Source organism: Acinetobacter sp. GG23, assembly GCF_057766365.1.
On the sequence record NZ_JBYMDJ010000006.1, the window covers coordinates 139,940 to 163,053 of the forward strand.

The window sequence follows — 23,114 nt, forward strand, 5'->3', positions numbered from 1 at the left end:
GGAATATTTATTATGAACGCTCAAACTCAAAACATGCCTGTTCAATCTCAGCAATCAGTTGGTCTTTTAAATCTTGAATCGTTTGAACTGTCTCAACGTATTGCAAAGATGCTTTCAAATTCAACTCTTGTACCTGAGCAGTACCGCGCAACCATTAAAGTTAAAGCAGGTAAAGATAGTTTTGGCAATATGGTTTACCGCGATGAACCTAATCCAAACGGTTTATCTAACTGCGTTATTGCGCTCAATATGTCTAATCGTATGGGTGCAGATCCGCTAATGGTTATGCAAAATCTTTACCTGATCGAGGGTCGCCCGGCTTGGTCTTCTCAGTTCATTATGGCTGCAATTAATAGCTGTGGTCGTTTCTCTGCCCTTCGTTTTGAACTTGTAGATTTAGGTGAGAAAGAAGTTGAATACACAACAACTGAATGGGTTGATCGCAAAAAATCTACCATTGTTAAAAAAGTTAAAATTCAGGACATGTCTTGTGTTGCCTTTGCGATTGAGCGTGAAACTGGCGAACGTATTGAGTCATCAAAAATCACAATTGAAATGGCTGTTAAAGAGGGTTGGTACGGTAAAAATGGTTCTAAATGGCAAACCATGCCAGAACAAATGCTTCGCTATCGTGCTGCTTCATTCTTTGGTCGTGTCTATGCACCTGAGTTGTTAATGGGCTTACGTTCTGCCGATGAAGAACAAGACCGAATCATTGACGTTACACCTGAAAAAGATGTGTCTGAACAAACCGATACCAACCAGTTGAAACGTGAAATTCTTGGGGCTAAATCCCCTGCTGCACTTGATGAAGCAGAAAACAAAGTATTGATGCTTTCTGATGATGCAAAGCGTGAAGAACTTTTAAAAATAATCAGCGCCCAGGGTAAGAAATTTCAACCTGCAGCAGAGGTAGCTACTGCAAAAAAGCCTGAAGCAGTCCAGGAGGAAATACCGCCAGTAGAAGTGCAACAAGTTAAAAAGCCGACTTCTGCAGACGTTAAAAAGTCGTTTGCCAAAGCATTAAATAATGCAAAAAGTGAGCGTGGAGTTGCAGCAATTGAATCTCAAATTGATTCTAGTTTTGATTTATCAGAGAGCGATAAAAAACAGCTAGCAGTCAATGTTCAACAGATGTATGAAAAATTTGCACCGGAACCAGTTCAAGCGGAAGAACAGCCAGCTGCAGACAACTTAAGTGTTAATGAATTGCAAAGATTGCAAGCAGAAGCCGAAAAATTAGTTGCTCAAAAGGAAGAAACCAAAGCGCCTGAAGTAAACGAAATCAAAAGCCAGATGGCTAAAAATGGATTAAAAAATCAAATCGCCAGTGCGCCTAGCGTTGAAGCATTAAAAGAAATTGCTGCAACCGTTCGTGATTACAAATTGAAGCTAACCAATGACGATATGGGTGAAGTCCTTGCCGATTATGCAGCACGTAAAACATTCTTAGAAAATCAGCAAGACATGTTTGCCGAAGTAGAAGAAGTCTCATATGTCGATGCTGTGATCAAGCGAATTCAAAACGCCAAGTCTCAGGATGACATTAACGCTGAATATTCAGATCCGGCATTTGATGAGTTATCTGCCGCAGATCGTGATCGTATCGATAAAGAAGCTCAACTTCGTGAATCTGAATTACAAGACTAATTAGATAAGGTCGCACCCTAACCGGTGCGGCCACTGGTGAAGAATATGAAAGAATTTATATATGGATTTGGTTTTTTAGTAGCGATTGGGGTTTTGACAATCTTATTGAATCAGGTGGCGTGATGGATATTAAAGAAGAACATAACGAATTTTTCCATGAGCTCGATGGCCGTGGATTTATCTTTCAAAATAAAAACTGGTTGGGTGGATGTTTTGAAGATGATCAATTGCAAGTGGTTTGGGAAATGTGGCAAGCAGCCAAAGCCCAAGCGGTGCCGGAATGGATTGATGCTTCAGATCGCTTGCCAGAAGAAGGTGAGGAGGTTTTAGTGCATCACTATGGTCATATCGTACAAGCCACTAGGGATAAAAAATATTCTGGTGGATTTAAGCAAAGAAATTGCTACGGATGGGAGTCGGTTAGTTGTTATGTATCTCACTGGATGCTGATGAGCGTCAAGCTCCCTGAAAGCGTTCATTTCTATTATGAACATGATGCAAAAGTAGCAAAAGAAAAAGCCATGATCGAAGCACAGGAGCAAAAGGGATGAATCCAACTTTAGAGCAATTCCTTAAAGATGTTGCTTCGCATGAACTGACTGTGAATTTAGATCAAGGTGTATTCCGCGATATTACGATTGCGAATCCTAACACGATGGAAATGCACTACAACATTACCACTCGCCCAGGTTATCTAATGATTACTGGTGACATGGGTGATTTCATTTTTCAACGCACCAGTGACATGTTTGGATTTTTTCGACCTCAGTCAGGTCACTACATCAATCCGGGTTATTGGGGTGAAAAAGTAGAAGCTGGCGTTATTAGTGAGTTTGATATAGATACCGCTAATTCATCTTTACAAGGATGGTTAACGGATTTTCTTGCTGATCTTGATTTATCTGATCCTGAAGATAGACAGAAATCCAAACAAGCACTAGAAGCTGTTACTGATTTTATAAGCGGAACTCAAGGCTCGAGTGAATTTGAGTTTTGGAATGAAATTAATTCTTGGGATGCGGATGAAGCAGGTGGTTTGGATTTAACAGACTTTTTTGAAGCGTCCACGACTAAATCAACCTTTCATTATATTTGGTGCTGCTACGCCATTGTTCATGCAATCAAGTTGTATGACGAATACAAAGCACAGGAGCAAAAGGGATGAATGGGATTCAAGCAATTATTGCTGTTAATGAAGGTGAAAGCGTCGAATACTTTGATGATGAAGATGATGCATGGTTAAGTTTTAATAAAGAAACTGGTTTCAGAGTAGGTTGTCTTTTAGGCGAGCCTAACCACCATGGACGTATTGTTAAATTTAGGATCAAGCCTTCTTTTATTTATATCAATGGAGTGAAGGTTCCTGCTCCTTTACAAGACAAACCAACCTCTCCCATAAATTATTGGTGGTTTAATCCCAAAAAACCAAATGGTATTGCTACTGGTAAATGGCTTGATGACGCAGAAGATCATGCAATATTTGCCAATATTGGAATTTATTTAGAAGAAGATGATGTCGCTCAGCTTCGCGATGCTTCTAGAAAAATCATTAAGGTGGTGCAGCATGATTAACCAAAAACTAGAACAAGCCAAAGACCTCATTGAATCGTTAGCAGCTCGAAAAATTGGTGGTGCACATTACATCATGAGCAGTGAAGAAGTCGATTTGGCCTATGAAGTTTTTAACGATTATGTGGAACGGAATGAATTGAAAGGCGTTGATGTGAAGTTGCCTTTTACTATTTTGCAAAGTTTGCGGGAGGCGCCATGAAAGCGAATAAGTTCATGAAAGAGCATGGTCTCCAATATACAAGAAATTTAGTTCGAGATTATCCGAATCATACCCATGTCACCGATGATGGGAGAATGTTTATTAATGAAAATACGTGTGTATCTCATATCAAAGTTCAGTTGAATGAATTGGTAAAAATGGATGACCTAAAACGCCTTGTTGAAAGCCACAGGATTGTTGAATCTTATGGCGGTATTGATAAAGCTAGAGACTTTATTTCACCTTATAGTGGCGAGCAGTTAAATAAAAAAATTTACTCACCTATGCTTAGGACAAAACAAGCCATTGCAGATGTAGAAAGTTGTCTTGAAGCAGATAAGAAATTGGAGGGATTGTGATGGGATTATATATTTCGACTCCTGAACTCTTGGAGCGATACAGTATCTCTAAGGGTACTTTGATTAACTGGCGCAGTAGAAAGGATTTTCCTGAGCCACTAATCAAAGCACATGGCAAATCAAGCAGTCGCTACGGTATCAAGGCTGTAGCATTATGGGAGGAAAGAAACGGATTGCTTGAGTCGCTTGATATACAGCCTTTAATGTCAAATCGCTCATAATTATCCAGTATGGCGCAAAGCTTATAAAACCACTTTTCATAAGCTTGCGCCTGATCACTCAAATATTCATGCAAGTCGTATGTTCCCCATACCGCCGGTAAACCATGCCCAAGCATAATTTCACAAATATGCGGTGGTGCAAGTTCTGAAATATGTGTTCTCATTGTTCTGCGCAAATCGTGGGTTGACCACTGTTCAATCTCCACATCAAATATTTTTTTAATACTATTCCCGACATACATTGGAATTGTGGTCTGAAATCCCTTCTCTAGCCTGGTGTATTTCTTTCCTTTTAAATTAGGGAAAGCATATTCACAACTGTCTGGTGATAATGAAAATACATACTTTAAAAATGGCACAATTTGAGGAATGATGGGGCGAATAATTGGCTTGTGTGTCCTATCCCCCATCTTGTGATTTTCAGGTGGGATATACCAAATATTTTCTTGAAAGTCGAAGTCTGATTTTTTGGCTAATCGCAATTCTGAAACACGGCATCCAAAAAATAGAAGCATGATAATTATGGCCTTGTTTTTTGGCGACATCGCGTTATTTCTAAGTGATGCATGAACCACCCAGAATACTTCTTGTTCTGATAGATAACGTGAGCGCTTCACTTTCTTAACATTTAGATCGGCAGCTTTCAGATGCTGAATGGGCTGATTATTCAACTTGCCGTGAATACACCCCCACCGCATAATCAATTTCAAGTTACCTAGAATTTTTACTGCCACTGTTCTTGCATTTGTCACGATTGCAAATAGCAACTCTGACCACTCTTGTAGAGATATATCATCACAAATGCGTTTTCCGACACGTGGGTAAACATGGATTTCAAAGGCTCGGTAATCATCTTTGCATGCCACCTTATTGATACCAATCGTGTTAAACCAGATGTCACAAATTTCCTTTACCGTCGGCTGCTTTGCATAGTCATCTTCACGCTTAAGCTTTAATTGAAGTGGGTCCTTTCCCTGATCTAATTCGATTTTGTATTTCTGCACCAATATTCTGGCATCTTTTAAACTCATCAACGGATATGTACCAACATCTATACGTTTGGCTTTTCCATTAAAACGATACCGGTACTGAAATACCATTTTCCCCTTTGGTGATATGCGAACAGACAAGGCGTCACGATCAGTCACCACTTCAACTTTATCGCGTACTTTACCGTTATTTGATTTCAACCATGAATCACTTAAAGACATGCTACGTATCATCCAATGCGCTATAATTTTCACATTCATGTACAAGACAAAAATATGTACACAGATTTGTACATAATTTTTCTTGAAACGTAAACATATTTGTTGAACTTTGAAAATATTTAAAAAGCATTGATAATTGCGAAAAATGAATATTTTCAGTGATTGTATGGTTTTTCTATGTGCCTTGTTGAACTTTGAAAAACATTGGAGATTATTGAATGGAAAGACCAATTATTATTTTTGATATGGATGGCACACTTCTTGACCTTGCCTATGATGATTTCATCTGGAATCATCAACTTCCCATTCGCCATGCGGTCACACATGGCTGCACGCTCGAACAAAGCACTGAATCTTTATTTCATTTTTATCAAGAACACAATCATACCCTAAATTGGTATTCAACCCGGTTCTGGAGTGCAAAAGTGGGGGTCGATACCCTAACACTGCAACATGAATTTAAACATAAAGTTGCGCTGCGTTCAGGCTGTCTAGAATTACTCGATTATCTAAAAACCAATGGCTATCCTTGCTGGATTGCTACCAACGCAGATTGCGAAGGCTTAAAGTTTAAATTGGAACACACCCAACTGGCTGATTATTTTGATGTGATCATCAGCAGTGAAAGTATCGGTTACGCCAAAGAGTCAATTGAGTTCTGGCAAAAACTACAAGCACTTCACCCCTTCCAAATCAATCAAGCCTATTTTATTGATGACACAGAAAAAGTACTTAATAGTGCAAAAAAATTTGGTATTGGCAATTTAATTACCATTGCACAGCCCTCATCTAAAGGAAAGATACGGACTGAAAGTCCTTATCGTATTTTACAAGACTTAACCGACTTAATCGTTCTGTTAGAACAAGCTGAGGATCTGAAAAAATATGCCTAATCCTTCTCAACAAAACACTGTTGAAAGTATGCGTGTTGATAAATGGCTATGGGCGGCACGTTTTTTTAAAACCCGCTCGATATCAAAAGCCGCTATTGAGGGTGGTAAGGTTCATCACAATGGTGAGCGCGTTAAAGTGTCTAAAGAAGTTCGCGTTGGAATGGAACTGACTATTCAGCAAGGTTTTGATCGGAAAACTATTGTGATCAAAGCATTGTCAGCAAACCGTGGTGCAGCCCCGATTGCCCAGCAACTGTATGATGAAACAGAAGTTAGTGTTGCACGACGAGAGTTGCTTACAACACAAAGAAAGTTGCATAATCTAGCCCGACCTGAACATCGGCCAAGTAAAAAAGATCGCCGACAAATCAGTAAATTTAAACAAGATAATGGTCAACAGTTTGACCAAGACTGGTCATACAGCGATTAGGGGCTGTTAGCACTTCGTCTATGTCTGCGACGATGCATATTTTTTAGCTGATATGAGGCGTAGAGCAGGAAATTTAGTCATTCTAAATGACTGCTTCGCAACGATATAGCAGCAAAAACCATGCTTGTCCCGTAGGGCTGTGGCTAAAATTATCTCAGATGTCGTTATAAAACTTGAAAATAGTCTCGCTATTCTCTTTGTTTCATGCCTCATCTGCTCAATTTTAGCCTACAGCGCAAGCCATTTATGAAAGGTTAACAGACCTCATTTAAGCGTCATATTCTGTCGTACTTGACCGAATTGATATAGAACATAAAGAATGAATCTGTCACTATACTTGGGTGGAACACGTTTTAAAGTAACTCATCCACTTAAGTTAATATTTTTGTGACATCGTTTTGAGGTTGTGAGATGGATGATAATAAAAGTAAGGCGCTGAATGCTGCCCTAAGCCAAATTGAAAAACAATTTGGTAAAAATACAGTGATGCGCCTTGGCGATAATACTGTACTGGCAGTTGAAGCGGTATCTACAGGTTCTTTAACCCTGGACATCGCGCTCGGTATTGGTGGCTTGCCGAAAGGTCGTATCGTAGAAATCTACGGTCCTGAATCTTCGGGTAAAACCACAATGACCTTGCAAGCAATTGCACAATGTCAAAAAGCGGGTGGTACCTGTGCCTTCATCGATGCTGAGCATGCGCTTGACCCTCAGTATGCACGTAAGCTGGGTGTAGACCTTGACAACCTGCTGGTTTCTCAGCCGGACAATGGTGAACAGGCACTTGAGATTGCAGACATGCTGGTTCGCTCTGGTGCGGTTGACATGATTGTTGTCGATTCCGTGGCTGCCTTGACTCCACGTGCAGAAATTGAAGGCGAAATGGGCGACTCCCACATGGGCTTACAAGCACGTTTGATGAGTCAGGCATTACGTAAAATTACCGGTAATGCAAAACGCTCTAACTGTATGGTGATCTTCATTAACCAGATTCGTATGAAGATTGGTGTAATGTTCGGTAGCCCTGAAACTACTACGGGTGGTAACGCACTTAAATTCTACGCTTCTGTACGTCTGGATATCCGTCGTATTGGTCAAGTAAAAGAAGGTGACGAGATTGTCGGTTCTGAAACACGTGTTAAAGTCGTGAAGAATAAAATGGCACCTCCGTTCAAAGAAGCGTTATTCCAGATTTTGTACGGTAAAGGTGTCAATCAGCTGGGTGAACTGGTTGATCTTGCTGTTGCGCAAGAACTGGTACAAAAAGCGGGTGCGTGGTATTCATACCAAGGCAATAAAATTGGTCAGGGTAAAAACAATGTTATCCGTCATTTAGAGGAAAATCCTCAAATTGCACAGGAACTTGATCGCCTGATTCGCGAAAAGCTGTTAACACCGATCACCAAGCCAATTGAAGAAAAGGATGAAGAAGAACCAGACTTACTCGATGCTTAAATAGCATGATGTTAAAGTCGAATTTTTCGAGTTAAACTGTAAAACGCCCTACGGGGCGTTTTTTATTTGATGTGATAGATACACAATATGAGCAATTCCAAATTCCCCAAAATGCTGGACTATGAAGCTATCAAGCACCAATTTGATGATTCATCGTCAGAATCGACATCAGAAGCATTCTCCGCTCCCATAGAATCAGAGGCATTACATTTTGAAGATGACCCGCAGCCCAAGCCAAAAGGCCTGACAGGCTCTCGTTTACGCTCTTATGCCTTTGCAGTACTGACACGCAGAGAATACTCAAAAGCCGACCTGATTGAAAAGCTGGCACTGTATGCCATGGATCGTGAAGAAGTTTTAAAGCTGGTTGATGAGCTGGCAAAAGAAAATTATCAAAGTGACCAACGCGTGGCAGAAATCATGTTATCGAGTCAAAAACGTAAAGGCAAAGGTCCAAACCGCATTAAGCTGGCGTTAAAATCAAAAAAAATTGACACGAGTTTAATTCAGGAAGAATTAAAGGAAACCGATTGGACTGAACAGGCTTACCAATTGAAAGTAAAAAAATATGGTGCAAAAGTAGAAAAAGAACCAAAACTTAAAGCAAAACAAATACGCTTTTTAATGTATCGAGGTTTTGAAATGGATACAATTATGAAAGCAATTAGCCGTAAAAGCGAAGATTAAAACTATCCATTCGCAGAATTCGAAATCTTGATCAATCCCGGTCGTGATCTGAATAACCTGTGAGAAAATAAATAGGGAGCTCATCGAATTTTTCTAAATGCTCATTACGTCTGATTTCAGGACTGCTCCACCCTTTTGAATAAAGATTGATGTGAACTAAATCCATTCAACATAGATTCATCAATCACTTCAATTTTCGTTAAATCCAATTACAATCGTCTCTGAGCCACAATCATTAAGCATTGATCATTTATAAAATATCCTATAACACCATAAACAAATGATTTAAAAATAGGATAAAAAAAATTATAGTGCCAAATAATCAAATGAAAATCTTAAGACCAAGGGATTAAAATGAAATGAACAATAGCGTAAGCAAAATAGAAATAAGTATGATCATCATATAGAAAATACTACATGTAATTTTAAAATAAGGAATGATAGATAAGGGTAAGAAAAAATATGGTTGCATCATTTTTTTATTATCAATATGGTGGCAACCCCACTAGCAAAACTTCGGCACATCATAGTTCTGTTACCGTTGCTACCTTCCGGTCCTGGCGGGGTTCACAGAGTACAATTGCGAAGCCACCAGCGGGGCTACCATTGCAAGAACAGAGTATAGAGATTTTTATTTAACTTGCAAGCCTTGTGATGACTTTTCGTTCAACATTGATATTATTTGATTATTAAAAAAACAATCTTGATTAAAAACAGCATTTTTATATATTTTTAGCAAGGCTAACAATTACTTTAAACCTACGACAAGTTTGTAAATGCATATTGCATTTCACAGCATGGACGTTTTTAATGTGGTCAGATCTTTTAAATAGGTACATTCTAAATATTGCAAATTTTGAATATACCTAAGAATACGAAATGGATATTTTTATGATGCTCAAACAGCATGTTTTATGTGCCCTCGCCTTATTTGGTTCAGCTTCAATTTATGCAAACGTTCCAATTGAATCTCGCGGTTTAAGTCAAAACCCTGTTGAGTCGAGCGCTAACAGCGTCGCAATTAATTCTGGTGCTACGACTGCCAATGTGCCGACCAATCTGAACTGGCAAATCATGCAAAAAAATCAGCAACTAGAAAATGATATTCGTGCCTTACGCGGTAAAATTGAAGAACAGGACAATGAAATAGAAAAACTGAAACATGAACTCACCAATCGCTATACTGATCTGGATCAGCGACTTGAACTGTTACAGCAAAAAATAGATCCCGAGAGTACTGCTTCAGAGGAGGATAACCAACAGGGTACGTCTCCCAGCACCGTGAATACCCCAACAACAGCACCAGTAGTCGCAGCAAAGACAGCCTCTACTCAGCCAGCAGCGGTCACGACTCAAACGTCTGTAACAAAAACTCAAACCACATCTCCGGCTGATCTGGACAAAGCTGCTTATACCGTTGCTTTAGATGCCTATAAACAAGGTGGTGCGAAAAAAGCCATTGCACCGATGAAAAACTTTATTAAAAATAATCCCCACAGCATTTATATTAGTAATGCTTATTTCTGGTTGGCAGAATTCAATTTGGCCATTGAACCGACTAATTACGCTGAGGCAAAAAAGAATTACAACATTGTGATCAATCAATATCCAAATTCGGCCAAGGCTTCACTTGCCTTGTATCAACTGCATAATATTGCTAAAGATGTAGACCGTAATACAATATTGGCCAATCAACTTAAAACCAAGTTAATCAAAGATTATCCGAAGTCCGAAGAAGCGGGTTATTTCAAAAAATAAAAATACAAAAAAAGACACCTTTTAGGGTGTCTTTTTTTGTAGAAGCATATTCAATTAACGAACAATACCACGTTTGGATTGTTCTAAAGAATCAATCAGCAACTGAACTTCAGGAACTTCAGGAAGGATTTCCGCACGAATCTGTTGAATCGCCTGTTCGGTGGTTAAACCTTCCTTGTAAATCAATTTAAATCCTTGACGCAATCCTTGGATCACATTCTTAGACCAACCTTTACGACGCATCCCTTCTACATTCATTGCAAAGGCATGCGCTGGATTGCCTGAAACCATCACATAAGCAGGCACATCTTTCAAAATTAACGAAGCACCGCCAATCATACTAAAAGAATCGATTTTGCAGAATTGATGGATACCCGAGTTCCCTCCAACTACTACATAATCGCCGACATGCACATGTCCAGCAACACCCACATTATTGGCAAAAATATTATGATCACCCACCACACAGTCATGTGCAATATGGGTATTGACCATCAATAAATTATGACTGCCAATTTTAGTAATACCCTGATCTTGAGTCGTACCGCGATGCAAACTGCAATGTTCACGAATCAGGTTAAAATCACCAATTTCAAGCCAAGTTTCTTCGCCAGCATATTTTAAATCCTGACAAACTTCACCCACACTCGCAAACTGGAATATTTCGTTGTTTTTCCCAATGCGAGTGTAGCCACCTATAACTACATGTGAATGTAGCTTAGTGCCCTCACCAATGGTGACCTGTGGCCCAATAATACAATAAGGACCAATTTTTACATCTGAAGCAATAACTGCAGATGAGTCAATAATGGCGGTTGGGTGAATTAAATCGTTATTACTCATGCCTGCTCTATTTTCTGATGCGAAACCATAATTTCCGCGGTTGTTGCTACCACGCCATCGACTGTGGCTATACAATTATATTTGTAAATGCCACGTCTGTGCATAACCAATTCTGATTTTAATACCAGTTGATCACCAGCAACGACTTGCTTTTTAAAACGGACTTTTTCTGCGCCCGCAAAAAGAAACAATGAACCTGGGCCTGGTTTTTCATTATTCATAATAAAACCAAGTATACCAGAGACTTGAGCTAATGCTTCAACAATCAGTACACCTGGCATAATTGGGTAGCCCGGGAAATGTCCTTGTAAAAACTCTTCGTTAATTGAAACATTTTTATAACCAACGATACCATTATCAGTCACATCTACAATTCGATCGACCAATAAAAATGGATAGCGGTGAGGTAAATATTCACGAATTTGTTGAATGTGCATTGGCAATTCAGGCTTCGTAAATGCAGGATTATTCGACTCAGTCATCATATTCTATTTACGCTTAAAAGTTGATTCAAGGGACTCGATTTGAGCCTGTATATGATCAAGCCGTTTCACTAATTGGGTCAATGGCACATCTGCTAATTGTTTAAAGCGTACAGCCGCACGTTTCCAGTGTAAACTTTCTAACATGGGTGTCCCTGAAGAATAACTTCCTGCCTCAGAAATACTTTTTGTGACCATTGACATGCCAGTAATTGTCACATTATCCGTAATATTAATATGACCAACTACTCCTACTGCACCCGCAAATACACAGTTTTTGCCAATTTTGGTACTACCTGCAATACCACATTTTGCTGCAAGCGCTGTATTGGCACCAATCTTGACATTATGGGCAATTTGCACAAGGTTATCAATAATCACACCATCTTCTAAAATTGTGTCATCCAATGCACCACGGTCAATACTGCAATTTGATCCAATACGTACATCATTCCCAATTTTAACTGAGCCTAACTGTGCAATACGATGCCATTTACCTTGATAAGGTGCAAAGCCAAAGCCTTCTCCACCAATCACACTGTTGGCATGAATACGTACTCGATTACCTATTTTGGTTTCACCGGTTAAAGTGACGTGTGAATCAATAAAACATTGTTTGCCGATTTCTACATCATTATCGATTTTAACGTGGGATTGAATGATGGTTTCATTCCCCACGACACAATGTTCACCGATCACCACATAATGTCCAATATAGGCACTATCAGATACGATGGCAGAAGGATGTATTTGAGCGGTGCTTTCTATCCCTTGTTGAGTATGTTTTTTCTCAAAAACATGGGTCAGGATGGCAAAAGCCAGATAAGGATTATCGACGATGATAAAATTATTATGCGTATCTAATTGTGATTTTAAAGCTGAGGTAACAATAAGGGCACCTGCTGCTGAAGCACGTGCTTGATCTAAATATTTTTCAGCATTTACAAACGCAATATGTTTAGCTTGAGCGACATCTAAGCTTGCCAACCCTTCTAATAGTAAATCAGATTGACCGACATACTCGCCTTGTACCAGGCGAGCAAGATCTTCTAAGCGAAATTGTCTAGGATTCATTGATTACTTAATAATATTGACCTTTTGGATCATTTTATCAGTTAAATCATATTTAGGGTCATAGGCAAGTGCTGAATTTTTATTTAAAACAATATCCAGGTTATTTTCTTTACGCAATTGTTCAGCAGCTTGCTTCACACGCGCATCAAAAACAGTGCGAATTTGCTGAATCGAGCTTTGCACACTACCTTGAACGGATTGTTGTAATTGATTCAACTCTTGAAATTTGGCCTGATACTGTGCTGAAAGCTTTTGCTTTTCAGCATCTGTAAATTTGGTGTTGGACTGTGCCCGTTGCTGTAATGTTTCAAGCTCTTTAGACAACTGTTCAATTTTAGTAGTCTGCGGCTGAATTTTTTGCTGTACAGCTGTATTTTGCTGTTTTAAATAGCTACTATTTTCTACCAGACGCTCTAAATCAATCACCCCATAACCTGCAGCCTGCGTCAAAGACGCGATGCTTGCCAAGGCGATGCCTATCGCCATCGTCATTTTTTTCATTATTTTCTCTTTAAGCTTGTGGTTGTGCCAATTCACCCGAGAATGTATTAACACAACCTGAATTATTCTTACGTTATCTTAGAAAGTACGACCGATTTCAAACTGGATATTTTTAGTATTGTCACCCGTCTTATCATTTAATGGATATGCATAACTGAGTGAAAGTGGCCCAATCATGGTAATCCAAGTAAAGCCAGCGCCTACGCTATAACGCATGTTATTTGCATCAAACCCAAAATTGTCTTCACAATATTGTTTAGCACTTACACCTGGATCAGTTACAGTACCATTTAAATACAAGTTTCCGCTAGGAACCTTACATTGGGTATCAAATACCTGTGCCCCTTCAGCAAAAATAACTGGTCGAACCTGACGCGTCCAATCCCCTTTGAACGGTAATGGTAATGCCAGTTCTGCTCCAAACTGTACCAGCGCATTACCCCCTACTTCTTCTGGATCATAGTCTTTAGTTCGCGACTCATTATAGGTTACGCCCGGGTATTTCGGACCCAAGGTACTGTTGTCATAACCACGTACCGAACCAAAACCACCTGCATAGAAGTTTTTATAGAATGGTAGATCATTACCGTATCCTAATTTACCATAGCCACGAAGTACAAAGTCATATGGCAACGGCAAGAATGCTTGCGCATCATAGGTCAGTTTTTGATATTCAACATCACTGCCTGGTAATGCAATTTCACCATTCACACGATGTGACATCCCTGACGTCGGGAAAACAGGACGGTTTAAAGTATTATAAGACCAACCTAAATTTAAATTATAGGTTAAAAAATCACCATTAAATTCATTATCAAATGGAACTTCTGCTCCCGCTGGGCAAGTAGGTATACCTGTTGTTGGATCTGGAACTAGAGTAACACCACACCTTGTACCTGAACCCGTAGCTTTACCACCATTCGCTAATAAATAATCTCGAACATAAGTTGAAACATATGGACCTGTGGTGACGTCAGTTTGGTCAATATTTAGACCTGCACTGATGCTTTGGTTCTCATCAATTGGATATCCAAAACTGATACCACCACCAAAACTGTCCGTCACATAGTTGTTGACGTTATAGTCGTCATTCAACTTGGTTTTACGGTAGTACATGTTATAACCGCGACGCACACCATCAATGGTGAAGTACGGATCAGTCACACTTAAATTATAATAATCTTGTGTTTCTGAACGGGATAAATCAATCGAAACACTATTACCAGTACCCAAGAAATTCGTTTGACTTAGACCTGCTTGGAAGGTCACACCCCCACTTTGCGAGAAACCGACTGCCAAAGTACTTGTTCCAGAATGTTGCTCTTCCACATTAATATTTAAATCAACTTGATCTGGCACATTAGGAATACGGGCAGGTTTAATATCTACCGTTTTGAAGAAACCAGTACGTTCCAAACGGACTTTAGACAAGTCAATTTTTTCATTGCTTGCTAATGCGCCTTCCATTTGACGCATTTCACGACGCAATACTTCATCCGCAGTTTTAGTATTACCGGTGAAGTTGATACGACGTACCGTTACCTGTTGACCTGGATTAATATAGTAATTCAAGTTAACCAGTTTGGTTTCTTCATTAATTTCAGGAACCATGTTCACTTCGGCATAGTAATAACCTGCATTACCATACTTACGAAGTAGAAGCTGTTTAACCGCATTTACTTTTTCTTGAGAGTAAGTTTCGCCATCTTTGTAAATTTGTAGAGCTTTCAATTCTTCTGGTTTATAAAGTGCATCACCCAAGAACTTGGTTTCACCAAATTTAAATTGCTCACCTTCCTCCACAGTGACTTCAACAAAGATATTCTTTTTATCTTCACTCAAGTTCAAACTTGAATTGGTAATATTAAAATTGATATAACCTTTGTTTAAATACAATGCACGTAAAGCTTCCAGACTTGCTGCCATTTTCTCACGTGCATAGCGATCGTTACGCGTAACAATCGAACTCCAACTACTTTCTTTGACTGCAAAAGCTTGCTTGATTTCACTTTCTTTAAACACAGTATTGCCAATAATATTGATATCAACAACTTTAGCTGCTTTACCTTCGACAAAATCAATCGTTAAATCAACACGGTTATTCGGTCTAGCCACCGTTTTAACACTTACATCTGCGTCATAACGACCTTGCTGCATATATTGTTGTTCAAGCTCGGTTTCAATGGTTTGCAGTGCCGATTTTTTTAAAACCTCACCTTCTGCAATACCCATTTTTTTTAGCCCTTCTTCAAGTGCTTCTTTAGGAATAAGCTTATTTCCTTTAAACTCAACCTTAGAAATCAATGGACGTTCAACCACTGTAAAAATCAGCGTATCAGCTTCTTTTGAGGCTTTGATATCATCAAACAAGCCAGTGGCATACAAAGCACGAATTGAATTTGCAATAGTCGTATTATCAACACGATCGCCAGCATTGACAGGTAACATCCCATAGACATTTGTTGGCGTTAAACGAACAAGCCCGTCAATTTTGATATCGCGGACAATGAATTCATCTGCTGCATATACTTGTTGTACTGCTGCCATTGCACTAATGAGCGCCAAAGGCATAAATAAATGTGTGTGCTGCATGCCAGTCTTTTCCGATGTTAATTTATTTCGAATCTACGTTGTTATAAACGCATGAAGTCATTGAATAATGCAAGGAGCATCATGCTACCGAGCAGTACCATACCAATTTTTAAACCAACCAATTGTATTTGTTCAGAAACAGGTTTACCACGAATCAGCTCAATAAAATAGTAAACTAAATGTCCACCATCCAGCATAGGAATCGGTAATAAATTTAAAATACCTAAGCTTACACTCATTAAAGCCATAAAAGAGATAAAGGTCTGCCAACCCATTTCCGCACTTTGTCCTGCCACTTTAGCAATGGTAATTGGACCAGATAAATTATCCAGACCAATTAAACCACGAAACATTTTGATGATTGAGTTCAAAATCATACCTGAAATTTGACCCGTTTTATCAACTGCCATCATAAATGCTTCAGTCGGACTATATTGAATCATTTGTTTATAGTCTGCAGGAATATTTATTTTCCCGGGGATATTCTGTACGCCAAGCACACCTGAAACATTACCCATGTTGTCACGTTTGCCTTGTGGCATCACTTCTAAATGTATCAATTGATTTTGACGTAAAATATCTATTTTTAACAATTTTTCTGGTGAAGCCTGAACAACTTGAACCACATCGAACCAGTCATTCATTTTTACACCATCAATTGCAATAATTTTATCGCCTTCTTTCATCCCTTGGCGGATCGCTGCACCATCTTCACTCAGCTTACTCACAACAGGTGCGATATAGGGACGATAGGGTAAAAAACCCAAACTATCTAAAACAGATTGATTCTGATTTTTTAAGAAATCTTGAATGGGTAACTGGAAGGTTTTAACTTGCCCGTCACGATCAGCCTGAATCTGGATTGAACCTGTTTCACCGACCCGATCGACCAAGGCAAAATTTAGCTTTTCCCAAGTAGTAATTTGCGTACCGTCTACTGTAGTAATTTTGTCACCAACTTGCATTTGAACAGTTGCAGCCGGTGTATTCGGCAACACTTTACCTACGCGAGTATTGAGCTGTTCTTGTGACGGGATAAATAAAATCCAGAATAAAACCACGGCAAAGGCTAAATTAATCAGTGGACCTGCAGCAACAATCGCAATCCGCTTCCAGGGATGCTGACGGTTAAATGCTCGGGGTAAATCCTGTTCAGCAACATTGCCTTCACGCTCATCCAACATTTTTACATAGCCACCTAATGGCAATGCAGAAAGCTGATATTGAATACCAGACTTCTTAGACGTCCATTTCAGCAATGTTGGTCCAAAACCAATCGAATAAACTAAAACTTTTACACCGAGTTTACGTGCGACAATATAATGCCCAAACTCATGAATCGCAATAAGCGGTCCAAGTAAAAGAATGGCTGCCACGACAATAAACAAGGCACTCATGATTTAGTTTCCTTTATTGATGACAATTTGCTGTGCTACAGAACGAGCAACTTGGTCAGCTTGTAAAATAAGGTCAATAGATTCTGCAATCCCGCTTTCAACTTGATTCAAAGTCTGCTCAACCACTTGAGGAATTTCAGTAAAGCCAATTTTATTTTTCAAAAAGGCAGCTACGGCAATCTCATTGGCAGCATTTAAAATTGCGGGTGCCAAACCGCCACTTTGCATTGCTTGTCGCGCTAGTTTCAATGCTGGAAACCGACTGGTATCAGGTTCTTGAAAATCCAACTGTTGATTCATAAACAGATCAAGTGCAGGTACATGGGTTTGAATACGATCTGGCCATGCCAGCGCATGTGCAATTGGCGTACACATATCCGGATTGCCCATTTGTGCCAAAGTCGAACCATCCACATACTGAACCATAGAATGGATAATACTCTGCGGATGAACCACCACTGTTACAAACTGTTCTGAAATTGCAAACAGATGGCAAGCTTCAATGAGTTCCAGGCCTTTATTCATTAAGGTTGCAGAATCTACAGAGATTTTTTGCCCCATCGACCAATTTGGATGCTTACACGCTTGTGCAGGGGTCACCCTTTGTAATTGTTCAAAACTATGGTTTAAAAATGGACCACCAGAGGCAGTGAGCAAAATACGTGACACACCTTGTTTGGGTTGTCCATTTCGTTCTGTTTGGAAATAATTCTGAGGCAGGCATTGGAAAATGGCATTATGTTCAGAATCGACAGGAAGCAATTCTGCGTGATAATCATGTGCAGCTTGCATCATGAGTTCACCCGACATCACTAGCGCTTCTTTATTGGCCAATAAAACACGCTTACCGGCTTTCACTGCAGCCAGTGTAGGCAACAAACCTGCAGCACCAACAATCGCTGCCATCACTACATCGACATCTGTATGTTCAGCAACGGCAATTAACCCAGCTTCACCGGACAGAATTTCAATATTCTTCAGATTTTGATTTCGAAAATACTGTTTGAGTTCATCTACTTTATTGGATGGAACAACCACGATCTTTGGTCGATATTGTTTGCATATTTCCACAAGTTCCAAAATTCGACTATGCGCCGTAACTGCAAATACAGAATACTTTTCAGAATGCTGTTGCAGAATCTTTAAGGTACTTTGACCAATGGAACCCGTTACACCTAATATACAAACAGATTGTGACATCTATAAATCTACACCAATAAGTTTTAAAACATACATGCCTGCAGCAAAAATTGGAGCAGCAGCAAGCAATGAATCAATACGATCAAGCACCCCACCATGACCTGGCAAAATACGACCCGAGTCTTTAATTCCTGCACGACGTTTGATCATAGACTCGAACAAATCGCCCAATACAGAACTAAATACAGTTATTATAGATAAAATTAAAAATAAAATATGCTGAGCTAAGGTTAAATCCAAATAAACGACTTCGACCATCACCACAATAATCATTGCAGTGAAAATACCGCCATATAACCCTTCAACTGATTTATTTGGACTCACATCAGGTGCCAGTTTTTTCTTACCCAACTTACGTCCGACAAAATAAGCTCCACTATCTGCGCCCCATACCAGTAAAAACAGGTACATGAGCCACCATGGCGAGCTATGCCAAACCGAAAAAATTGCGGTAACCGCAGCAGAAATTAAAATAAAACCGATTACATTTAAGCTTGGGTTATACCACCCATCATAACTCGGATACGATTTAACCCAAAAGATGCTTAAAATCCATGAAAAAATGGACGCTGCCCAAAGTAATAGAGCGATATCATTAAAATATAATGCCAAAGTTGCTAATGCTGCTGTCGCTAATCCATAACCCCAAGCAATCGGTTTCACCAGGTTTTTATTTTTTCTTGGCATAAGCTTAAACCACTCATACCCTGCGACCCCTGCTGCAACAATCATCAGCACAAACATTGGATACTGAGACTGTGTAACAAACATACAACTAAGTACGACTGCTACCAATACCAATGCGGTTATAATCCGCTCTAACATTTATTAATTCTCAATTTTCTCTTGTTGGATTTGCTCTGAAGTTTTACCAAAACGACGTTCACGACCAGCAAAAACTGCCAATGCATCATCGAATTCTTCAACAGTAAATTCAGGCCATAAGGTTTGGGTAAAATACAGTTCAGCATAAGCAGCTTGCCAAAGTAAAAAGTTTGACAAACGGTAATCACCACCCGTACGGATTAATAAATCCACTGCGGGCAAATCTGCCATACTGACATATTGTCCAAACAGCTCAACATTTATATTTTCAACTGCGATTTTTTTTGCAACAGCATCTGCTGCAATTTGTTTTGCAGTCTGGGCCATATCCCACATACCGCCATAACTAATCGCGATGGTCAAGGCCATGCTGTCGAACTTAGCAGTCCTTTGTTCAGCTTGCAACATTAACTCACGTAAATGCGCAGGCAAACGAGAACGATCACCAATAAAACGTAAAGCAATATTGAATTTTTCCATTCGAGGTAACTGCTCTTGGATTGTTTCTTCCAACAATGCCATGAGTAAATCAACCTCAAACTGGGGACGATTCCAATTTTCGCTAGAGAATGCAAAAACAGTTAACGCCTGTATTTTATTTTTTCTACAGTGCTCAACAATCGGATCCAGGACATTTTTTCCCTCACGGTGTCCAGCACCCTTTTGCATTTGCATTTTTTTTGCAAAACGATTGTTGCCATCCATAATGATGGCAACATGTTTTGGAAGAGGCAAACTGTCTTCTGATACGGTCATTAAATCTTAGACCTTCATTAATTCAGCTTCTTTCGCAGCGAGGCGTTTATCCACTTCAGCAACGAATTTATCGGTAATTTTCTGAATATCATCAGACGCACGACGATCATCATCTTCAGAAATTTCTTTCTCTTTCAATAATGCTTTAATGTCGCCCAATACATCACGACGAATGTTACGGATCGCAACTTTGGCATTTTCCGCTTCAGTGCGCGCAACCTTCTGCATGTCACGACGTGTTTCTTCAGTCAATGCAGCCATCGGTACACGAATGGCATCAGCGGTAATCGGATTTAAACCCAAACCTGCTTCACGAATGGCTTTATCAATTGCTGAAACCATTGTACGTTCAAATGGCTGTATAACAAGTGTACGAGAATCTTCAAGACCAACGTTTGCCACTTGGTTTAAAGGCACGTCAGAGCCATAGTAAGGAACCATCACACCATTCAAGATAGATGGATGTGCGCGGCCAGTACGAACTTTAGCAAAACCATGTTCTAAAGACTCTAAAGTCTTGTTCATACGGTCTTCACTGTCTTTTTTAAGATCGTTAATCATATGATCTTCCTTACTTAATTCTAAGAGATGTAAATATTGAATAGGATATAGTATAAAGAGCTTTCAGGCCCACGTCATTAATTGGTAACGTGAGTCCCTTCTTTTTCGCCCATAACCACTGAAAGCAATGAACCCGATTTATTCATGTCAAATACTTGAAGTGGCACATTGTGGTCACGGCATAAACAGATTGCCGTCAAATCCATAATGCCCAACTTTTCGTCTAAAACCTGATCAAAGGTAAGGGTTTCATATTTTACTGCATCGTCATATTTGCTTGGATCTTTATTATATACGCCATCTACTTTAGTGGCTTTCAAGATCAAGTGGGCTTCAATTTCAATACCACGCAAGCAAGCGGCTGTATCTGTAGTAAAGAACGGGTTACCTGTACCTGCAACAAATACGCATACTTCGCCTTGAGTTAAATGACGAATCGCATCACGGCTTGAATATGCTTCAACTACTGCACCAATAGGTAAAGCAGACATTAAACGGGTTTTGATGTTACGACGTACCAATGCATCACGTAATGCTAAACCGTTCATCACAGTCGCAAGCATCCCCATTTGGTCACCGGTTACACGGCCAACCAAGCCATCTTTTTGCAGTTGGCTACCGCGGTACAAGTTACCACCACCAACCACGATACCGACTTGCACACCCAAACCGACCAAATGAGCAATTGCTAAAGACATTTGATCAAGCACTTGTGCATCAATCCCCATGTCTTTGTTTCCAGCAAGTGCCTCACCAGAAAGTTTGAGTAAAATACGTGCGTAACGGGGCTTTTTTGAATCCAACATCAGGAAATCTCCGAATCTTCCAATATCTAAATTTTTTCGTATATTTCAACTACAAATTTAAGCTGATTTAATCTGAATTAACTTTGCGTATAAGTCATATTCATCTGCATCGGTAATTTCGACTTCAAGCAAATCACCAGCTTTAATTTGGCTTTTATCAATATCTTCAACAAAAACATTGCCGTCAATTTCAGGCGCATCTGCATAAGAACGTGCCACAGCAACCGGAAATTCATCTTCCAGATCATCAACCAGTACAGTCATGGTTTGACCAATGCGTTTTTGCAGTTTGGCTGCTGAAATTTCTTGCTGTACTTGCATGAAACGTTCGTAACGGTCTTGCTTGATTTCTTCAGGTAAATGATCCGGCAGATCATTTGCTGTCGCACCTTCTACAGGTGAATAGGTAAAGCAACCTACGCGATCAAGCTGGGCTTCTTTGAGCCATTCAAGCAGAATCTGAAAATCTTCTTCAGTTTCACCTGGGAAACCCACCACGAATGTTGAACGAATTACCAGTTCAGGACATTTTTCACGCCATAATTTTAGACGCTCTAATGTATTCTCACTATGCGCTGGTCGCTTCATCAATTTTAAGATACGCGGACTGGCATGCTGAAAAGGAATGTCTAGATATGGCAGGATTTTACCTTGTGCCATCAAGTCAATCACAGCATCTACATGTGGATATGGATAAACGTAATGTAGACGCACCCAAATACCGAGTTGACCTAAAGCTTCACACATATCGAAGAATTTGGTTTTGACCGGCTGACCGTTCCAGAAATCCAGTTTGTATTTGGTATCTAAACCATAAGCAGATGTGTCCTGAGAAATCACCAGAACTTCTTTCACACCGGCTTTTTTTAAGGCTTGTGCTTCAGTCAACACTGAACCAACAGGACGTGAAACCAGATCACCACGCATGCTTGGGATAATACAGAATGTACAACGATGGTTGCAGCCTTCCGATATTTTCAAATAGGCATAATGTTTAGGGGTCAAACGAATTCCTTGTTCAGGAACAAGGTCAATATATGGGTTATGCTTCGGTGGTTCAGGTACGTACTGATGTACGGCCTCCATCACTTCTTGATATGCCGCCGCACCAGTCACTTTGAGGACATTCGGGTGCATTTTACGAATTTTTTCTTCATCTTTACCCAAACAGCCAGTCACAATGACACGACCATTTGAGCTCATAGCTTCACCAATGGCATCTAACGATTCTTGTACTGCAGATTCAATAAAACCACAGGTATTAACAACAACCAAATCAGCACCATCATAATCTGATGCTACATCATAACCTTCAGTCTTTAACTGAGTTAAAATTCGTTCGGAATCTACCAATGCCTTAGGACAACCTAAAGAAACAAAACCGACTTTGGGGGATCTCATGAATCTGCACTCCACTATAATGCGCGTATTGTATGTCTTTTCCGATTATAAAAATAGGTAGAAAGCCGACTCTTTGCATAACGCACCAAAATACGTCCAAATTTTTACCAAATATTTTAAGCGCACCATTTTGGTTCACTAATATTTTTATTTCCTTTAATATGCTATTTAAATTCTGTAATCAAACAACAAAAAGCACACTTTTATAGCGTCAGAATTTTTATTTTCACCCATGCTCAAA

At 39.6% G+C, this 23,114-nt stretch carries 25 protein-coding genes and 1 other RNA gene; 12 read left to right on the forward strand and 14 right to left on the reverse strand.

The window, feature by feature from the left end:
• Nucleotides 1-12: 12 nt before the first annotated feature.
• From AC3CAU_RS11350 to AC3CAU_RS11380, 7 genes are all read left to right on the forward strand, one after another.
• Entirely contained in the window at nt 13-1,650 is a 1,638-nt protein-coding gene (locus AC3CAU_RS11350; protein ID WP_447052870.1) for a hypothetical protein, read from the forward strand.
• A gap of 122 nt (nt 1,651-1,772) precedes the next feature.
• Nucleotides 1,773-2,201, forward strand: coding sequence for a DUF551 domain-containing protein (locus AC3CAU_RS11355; RefSeq protein ID WP_447052869.1), 429 nt, complete (start codon nt 1,773-1,775; stop codon nt 2,199-2,201).
• Nucleotides 2,198-2,815, forward strand: coding sequence for a hypothetical protein (locus tag AC3CAU_RS11360; RefSeq protein WP_447052868.1), 618 nt, complete (start codon nt 2,198-2,200; stop codon nt 2,813-2,815). The genes AC3CAU_RS11355 and AC3CAU_RS11360 overlap by 4 nt, the downstream gene beginning before the upstream one ends.
• Nucleotides 2,812-3,222 (forward strand): hypothetical protein, encoded by a 411-nt coding sequence (locus AC3CAU_RS11365; protein WP_447052867.1) that lies wholly within the window; start codon nt 2,812-2,814, stop codon nt 3,220-3,222. Before AC3CAU_RS11360 ends, AC3CAU_RS11365 begins: the two co-directional genes overlap by 4 nt.
• Nucleotides 3,215-3,421, forward strand: coding sequence for a hypothetical protein (locus AC3CAU_RS11370; protein ID WP_447052865.1), 207 nt, complete (start codon nt 3,215-3,217; stop codon nt 3,419-3,421). Before AC3CAU_RS11365 ends, AC3CAU_RS11370 begins: the two co-directional genes overlap by 8 nt.
• Complete coding sequence (locus AC3CAU_RS11375; protein WP_447052864.1) at nt 3,418-3,780, forward strand: hypothetical protein; 363 nt, start codon at nt 3,418-3,420, stop codon at nt 3,778-3,780. The genes AC3CAU_RS11370 and AC3CAU_RS11375 overlap by 4 nt, the downstream gene beginning before the upstream one ends.
• Nucleotides 3,780-4,001, forward strand: coding sequence for a hypothetical protein (locus AC3CAU_RS11380; RefSeq protein WP_131214564.1), 222 nt, complete (start codon nt 3,780-3,782; stop codon nt 3,999-4,001). The genes AC3CAU_RS11375 and AC3CAU_RS11380 overlap by 1 nt, the downstream gene beginning before the upstream one ends.
• On the opposite strand, the gene AC3CAU_RS11385 is transcribed toward AC3CAU_RS11380, so the two are convergent.
• Nucleotides 3,911-5,212 (reverse strand): tyrosine-type recombinase/integrase, encoded by a 1,302-nt coding sequence (locus AC3CAU_RS11385; protein ID WP_131214566.1) that lies wholly within the window; start codon nt 5,210-5,212, stop codon nt 3,911-3,913. The genes AC3CAU_RS11380 and AC3CAU_RS11385 overlap by 91 nt on opposite strands.
• 218 nt (nt 5,213-5,430) lie before the next feature.
• Here AC3CAU_RS11385 and AC3CAU_RS11390 point away from each other — a divergent pair, with 218 nt between their 5' ends.
• The 4 genes from AC3CAU_RS11390 (at nt 5,431) to AC3CAU_RS11405 (ending at nt 8,677) form a co-directional block, all read left to right on the forward strand.
• Nucleotides 5,431-6,105: an HAD-IA family hydrolase gene (locus tag AC3CAU_RS11390; protein WP_131214568.1), complete on the forward strand. Its 675-nt coding sequence runs from the start codon at nt 5,431-5,433 to the stop codon at nt 6,103-6,105.
• Nucleotides 6,098-6,535, forward strand: coding sequence for an RNA-binding S4 domain-containing protein (locus AC3CAU_RS11395; RefSeq protein ID WP_131214570.1), 438 nt, complete (start codon nt 6,098-6,100; stop codon nt 6,533-6,535). The genes AC3CAU_RS11390 and AC3CAU_RS11395 overlap by 8 nt, the downstream gene beginning before the upstream one ends.
• Before the next feature lie 411 nt (nt 6,536-6,946).
• Nucleotides 6,947-7,990 (forward strand): recombinase RecA, encoded by a 1,044-nt coding sequence (recA, locus tag AC3CAU_RS11400; RefSeq protein ID WP_131214572.1) that lies wholly within the window; start codon nt 6,947-6,949, stop codon nt 7,988-7,990.
• Nucleotides 7,991-8,077: 87 nt separating this feature from the next.
• Nucleotides 8,078-8,677, forward strand: a complete 600-nt coding sequence (locus AC3CAU_RS11405) for a regulatory protein RecX (RefSeq protein ID WP_447052863.1) — start codon at nt 8,078-8,080, stop codon at nt 8,675-8,677.
• Nucleotides 8,678-9,177: 500 nt separating this feature from the next.
• On the opposite strand, the gene ffs is transcribed toward AC3CAU_RS11405, so the two are convergent.
• Nucleotides 9,178-9,274, reverse strand: an RNA gene (ffs, locus tag AC3CAU_RS11410) — signal recognition particle sRNA small type.
• Nucleotides 9,275-9,568: 294 nt separating this feature from the next.
• Here ffs and AC3CAU_RS11415 point away from each other — a divergent pair.
• A complete protein-coding gene (locus AC3CAU_RS11415; protein ID WP_424620691.1) occupies nt 9,569-10,435 on the forward strand; it encodes a YbgF trimerization domain-containing protein in 867 nt (288 codons plus the stop codon).
• 54 nt (nt 10,436-10,489) lie between these two features.
• On the opposite strand, the gene lpxA is transcribed toward AC3CAU_RS11415, so the two are convergent.
• The 12 genes from lpxA to rimO all read right to left on the reverse strand — a co-directional run bounded on the left by lpxA (nt 10,490) and on the right by rimO (nt 22,873).
• On the reverse strand, nt 10,490-11,278 hold the full coding sequence (gene lpxA, locus AC3CAU_RS11420; RefSeq protein WP_447052862.1) for an acyl-ACP--UDP-N-acetylglucosamine O-acyltransferase: 789 nt from the start codon (nt 11,276-11,278) through the stop codon (nt 10,490-10,492).
• Nucleotides 11,275-11,760, reverse strand: coding sequence for a 3-hydroxyacyl-ACP dehydratase FabZ (gene fabZ, locus AC3CAU_RS11425; protein WP_171459127.1), 486 nt, complete (start codon nt 11,758-11,760; stop codon nt 11,275-11,277). Before fabZ ends, lpxA begins: the two co-directional genes overlap by 4 nt.
• Before the next feature lie 6 nt (nt 11,761-11,766).
• Nucleotides 11,767-12,834, reverse strand: coding sequence for a UDP-3-O-(3-hydroxymyristoyl)glucosamine N-acyltransferase (gene lpxD, locus AC3CAU_RS11430; RefSeq protein WP_447052861.1), 1,068 nt, complete (start codon nt 12,832-12,834; stop codon nt 11,767-11,769).
• Nucleotides 12,835-12,837: 3 nt separating this feature from the next.
• The gene (locus tag AC3CAU_RS11435; protein WP_131214584.1) at nt 12,838-13,335 is read right to left on the reverse strand and encodes an OmpH/Skp family outer membrane protein; all 498 of its coding nucleotides are present in this window, start codon (nt 13,333-13,335) and stop codon (nt 12,838-12,840) included.
• 78 nt (nt 13,336-13,413) lie between these two features.
• Nucleotides 13,414-15,927, reverse strand: a complete 2,514-nt coding sequence (gene bamA, locus AC3CAU_RS11440; RefSeq protein WP_447052860.1) for an outer membrane protein assembly factor BamA — start codon at nt 15,925-15,927, stop codon at nt 13,414-13,416.
• A gap of 41 nt (nt 15,928-15,968) precedes the next feature.
• On the reverse strand, nt 15,969-17,324 hold the full coding sequence (gene rseP, locus AC3CAU_RS11445; RefSeq protein WP_447052859.1) for an RIP metalloprotease RseP: 1,356 nt from the start codon (nt 17,322-17,324) through the stop codon (nt 15,969-15,971).
• A gap of 3 nt (nt 17,325-17,327) precedes the next feature.
• Nucleotides 17,328-18,524: a 1-deoxy-D-xylulose-5-phosphate reductoisomerase gene (gene ispC / locus AC3CAU_RS11450; RefSeq protein ID WP_447052858.1), complete on the reverse strand. Its 1,197-nt coding sequence runs from the start codon at nt 18,522-18,524 to the stop codon at nt 17,328-17,330.
• A complete protein-coding gene (locus tag AC3CAU_RS11455; protein ID WP_447052856.1) occupies nt 18,525-19,349 on the reverse strand; it encodes a phosphatidate cytidylyltransferase in 825 nt (274 codons plus the stop codon).
• Between the two features lie 3 nt (nt 19,350-19,352).
• Nucleotides 19,353-20,105, reverse strand: coding sequence for a polyprenyl diphosphate synthase (gene uppS, locus AC3CAU_RS11460; RefSeq protein ID WP_447052855.1), 753 nt, complete (start codon nt 20,103-20,105; stop codon nt 19,353-19,355).
• A 6-nt stretch (nt 20,106-20,111) separates the two neighbouring features.
• Nucleotides 20,112-20,666: a ribosome recycling factor gene (gene frr, locus AC3CAU_RS11465; RefSeq protein WP_131214596.1), complete on the reverse strand. Its 555-nt coding sequence runs from the start codon at nt 20,664-20,666 to the stop codon at nt 20,112-20,114.
• 77 nt (nt 20,667-20,743) lie between these two features.
• Nucleotides 20,744-21,472, reverse strand: a complete 729-nt coding sequence (pyrH, locus tag AC3CAU_RS11470; protein WP_131214598.1) for a UMP kinase — start codon at nt 21,470-21,472, stop codon at nt 20,744-20,746.
• A 57-nt stretch (nt 21,473-21,529) separates the two neighbouring features.
• Nucleotides 21,530-22,873 carry a 30S ribosomal protein S12 methylthiotransferase RimO gene (gene rimO, locus AC3CAU_RS11475; protein WP_131214600.1) on the reverse strand — a complete coding sequence of 448 codons (1,344 nt, stop codon included), beginning with the start codon at nt 22,871-22,873 and terminating at the stop codon, nt 21,530-21,532.
• Between the last annotated feature and the right edge of the window lie 241 nt (nt 22,874-23,114).

Excerpts from the sequence above, each read along its gene's own strand:
- AC3CAU_RS11350 (WP_447052870.1), top strand. The coding sequence starts at position 13 with ATGAACGCTCAAACTCAAAACATGCCTGTTCAATCTCAGCAATCAGTT.
- AC3CAU_RS11355 (WP_447052869.1), top strand. The coding sequence starts at position 1,773 with ATGGATATTAAAGAAGAACATAACGAATTTTTCCATGAGCTCGATGGC.
- AC3CAU_RS11360 (WP_447052868.1), top strand. The coding sequence starts at position 2,198 with ATGAATCCAACTTTAGAGCAATTCCTTAAAGATGTTGCTTCGCATGAA.
- AC3CAU_RS11365 (WP_447052867.1), top strand. The coding sequence starts at position 2,812 with ATGAATGGGATTCAAGCAATTATTGCTGTTAATGAAGGTGAAAGCGTC.
- AC3CAU_RS11370 (WP_447052865.1), top strand. The coding sequence starts at position 3,215 with ATGATTAACCAAAAACTAGAACAAGCCAAAGACCTCATTGAATCGTTA.
- AC3CAU_RS11375 (WP_447052864.1), top strand. The coding sequence starts at position 3,418 with ATGAAAGCGAATAAGTTCATGAAAGAGCATGGTCTCCAATATACAAGA.
- AC3CAU_RS11380 (WP_131214564.1), top strand. The coding sequence starts at position 3,780 with ATGGGATTATATATTTCGACTCCTGAACTCTTGGAGCGATACAGTATC.
- AC3CAU_RS11385 (WP_131214566.1), bottom strand. The coding sequence starts at position 5,212 with ATGTCTTTAAGTGATTCATGGTTGAAATCAAATAACGGTAAAGTACGC.
- AC3CAU_RS11390 (WP_131214568.1), top strand. The coding sequence starts at position 5,431 with ATGGAAAGACCAATTATTATTTTTGATATGGATGGCACACTTCTTGAC.
- AC3CAU_RS11395 (WP_131214570.1), top strand. The coding sequence starts at position 6,098 with ATGCCTAATCCTTCTCAACAAAACACTGTTGAAAGTATGCGTGTTGAT.
- recA (WP_131214572.1), top strand. The coding sequence starts at position 6,947 with ATGGATGATAATAAAAGTAAGGCGCTGAATGCTGCCCTAAGCCAAATT.
- AC3CAU_RS11405 (WP_447052863.1), top strand. The coding sequence starts at position 8,078 with ATGAGCAATTCCAAATTCCCCAAAATGCTGGACTATGAAGCTATCAAG.
- AC3CAU_RS11415 (WP_424620691.1), top strand. The coding sequence starts at position 9,569 with ATGATGCTCAAACAGCATGTTTTATGTGCCCTCGCCTTATTTGGTTCA.
- lpxA (WP_447052862.1), bottom strand. The coding sequence starts at position 11,278 with ATGAGTAATAACGATTTAATTCACCCAACCGCCATTATTGACTCATCT.
- fabZ (WP_171459127.1), bottom strand. The coding sequence starts at position 11,760 with ATGACTGAGTCGAATAATCCTGCATTTACGAAGCCTGAATTGCCAATG.
- lpxD (WP_447052861.1), bottom strand. The coding sequence starts at position 12,834 with ATGAATCCTAGACAATTTCGCTTAGAAGATCTTGCTCGCCTGGTACAA.
- AC3CAU_RS11435 (WP_131214584.1), bottom strand. The coding sequence starts at position 13,335 with ATGAAAAAAATGACGATGGCGATAGGCATCGCCTTGGCAAGCATCGCG.
- bamA (WP_447052860.1), bottom strand. The coding sequence starts at position 15,927 with ATGCAGCACACACATTTATTTATGCCTTTGGCGCTCATTAGTGCAATG.
- rseP (WP_447052859.1), bottom strand. The coding sequence starts at position 17,324 with ATGAGTGCCTTGTTTATTGTCGTGGCAGCCATTCTTTTACTTGGACCG.
- ispC (WP_447052858.1), bottom strand. The coding sequence starts at position 18,524 with ATGTCACAATCTGTTTGTATATTAGGTGTAACGGGTTCCATTGGTCAA.
- AC3CAU_RS11455 (WP_447052856.1), bottom strand. The coding sequence starts at position 19,349 with ATGTTAGAGCGGATTATAACCGCATTGGTATTGGTAGCAGTCGTACTT.
- uppS (WP_447052855.1), bottom strand. The coding sequence starts at position 20,105 with ATGACCGTATCAGAAGACAGTTTGCCTCTTCCAAAACATGTTGCCATC.
- frr (WP_131214596.1), bottom strand. The coding sequence starts at position 20,666 with ATGATTAACGATCTTAAAAAAGACAGTGAAGACCGTATGAACAAGACT.
- pyrH (WP_131214598.1), bottom strand. The coding sequence starts at position 21,472 with ATGTTGGATTCAAAAAAGCCCCGTTACGCACGTATTTTACTCAAACTT.
- rimO (WP_131214600.1), bottom strand. The coding sequence starts at position 22,873 with ATGAGATCCCCCAAAGTCGGTTTTGTTTCTTTAGGTTGTCCTAAGGCA.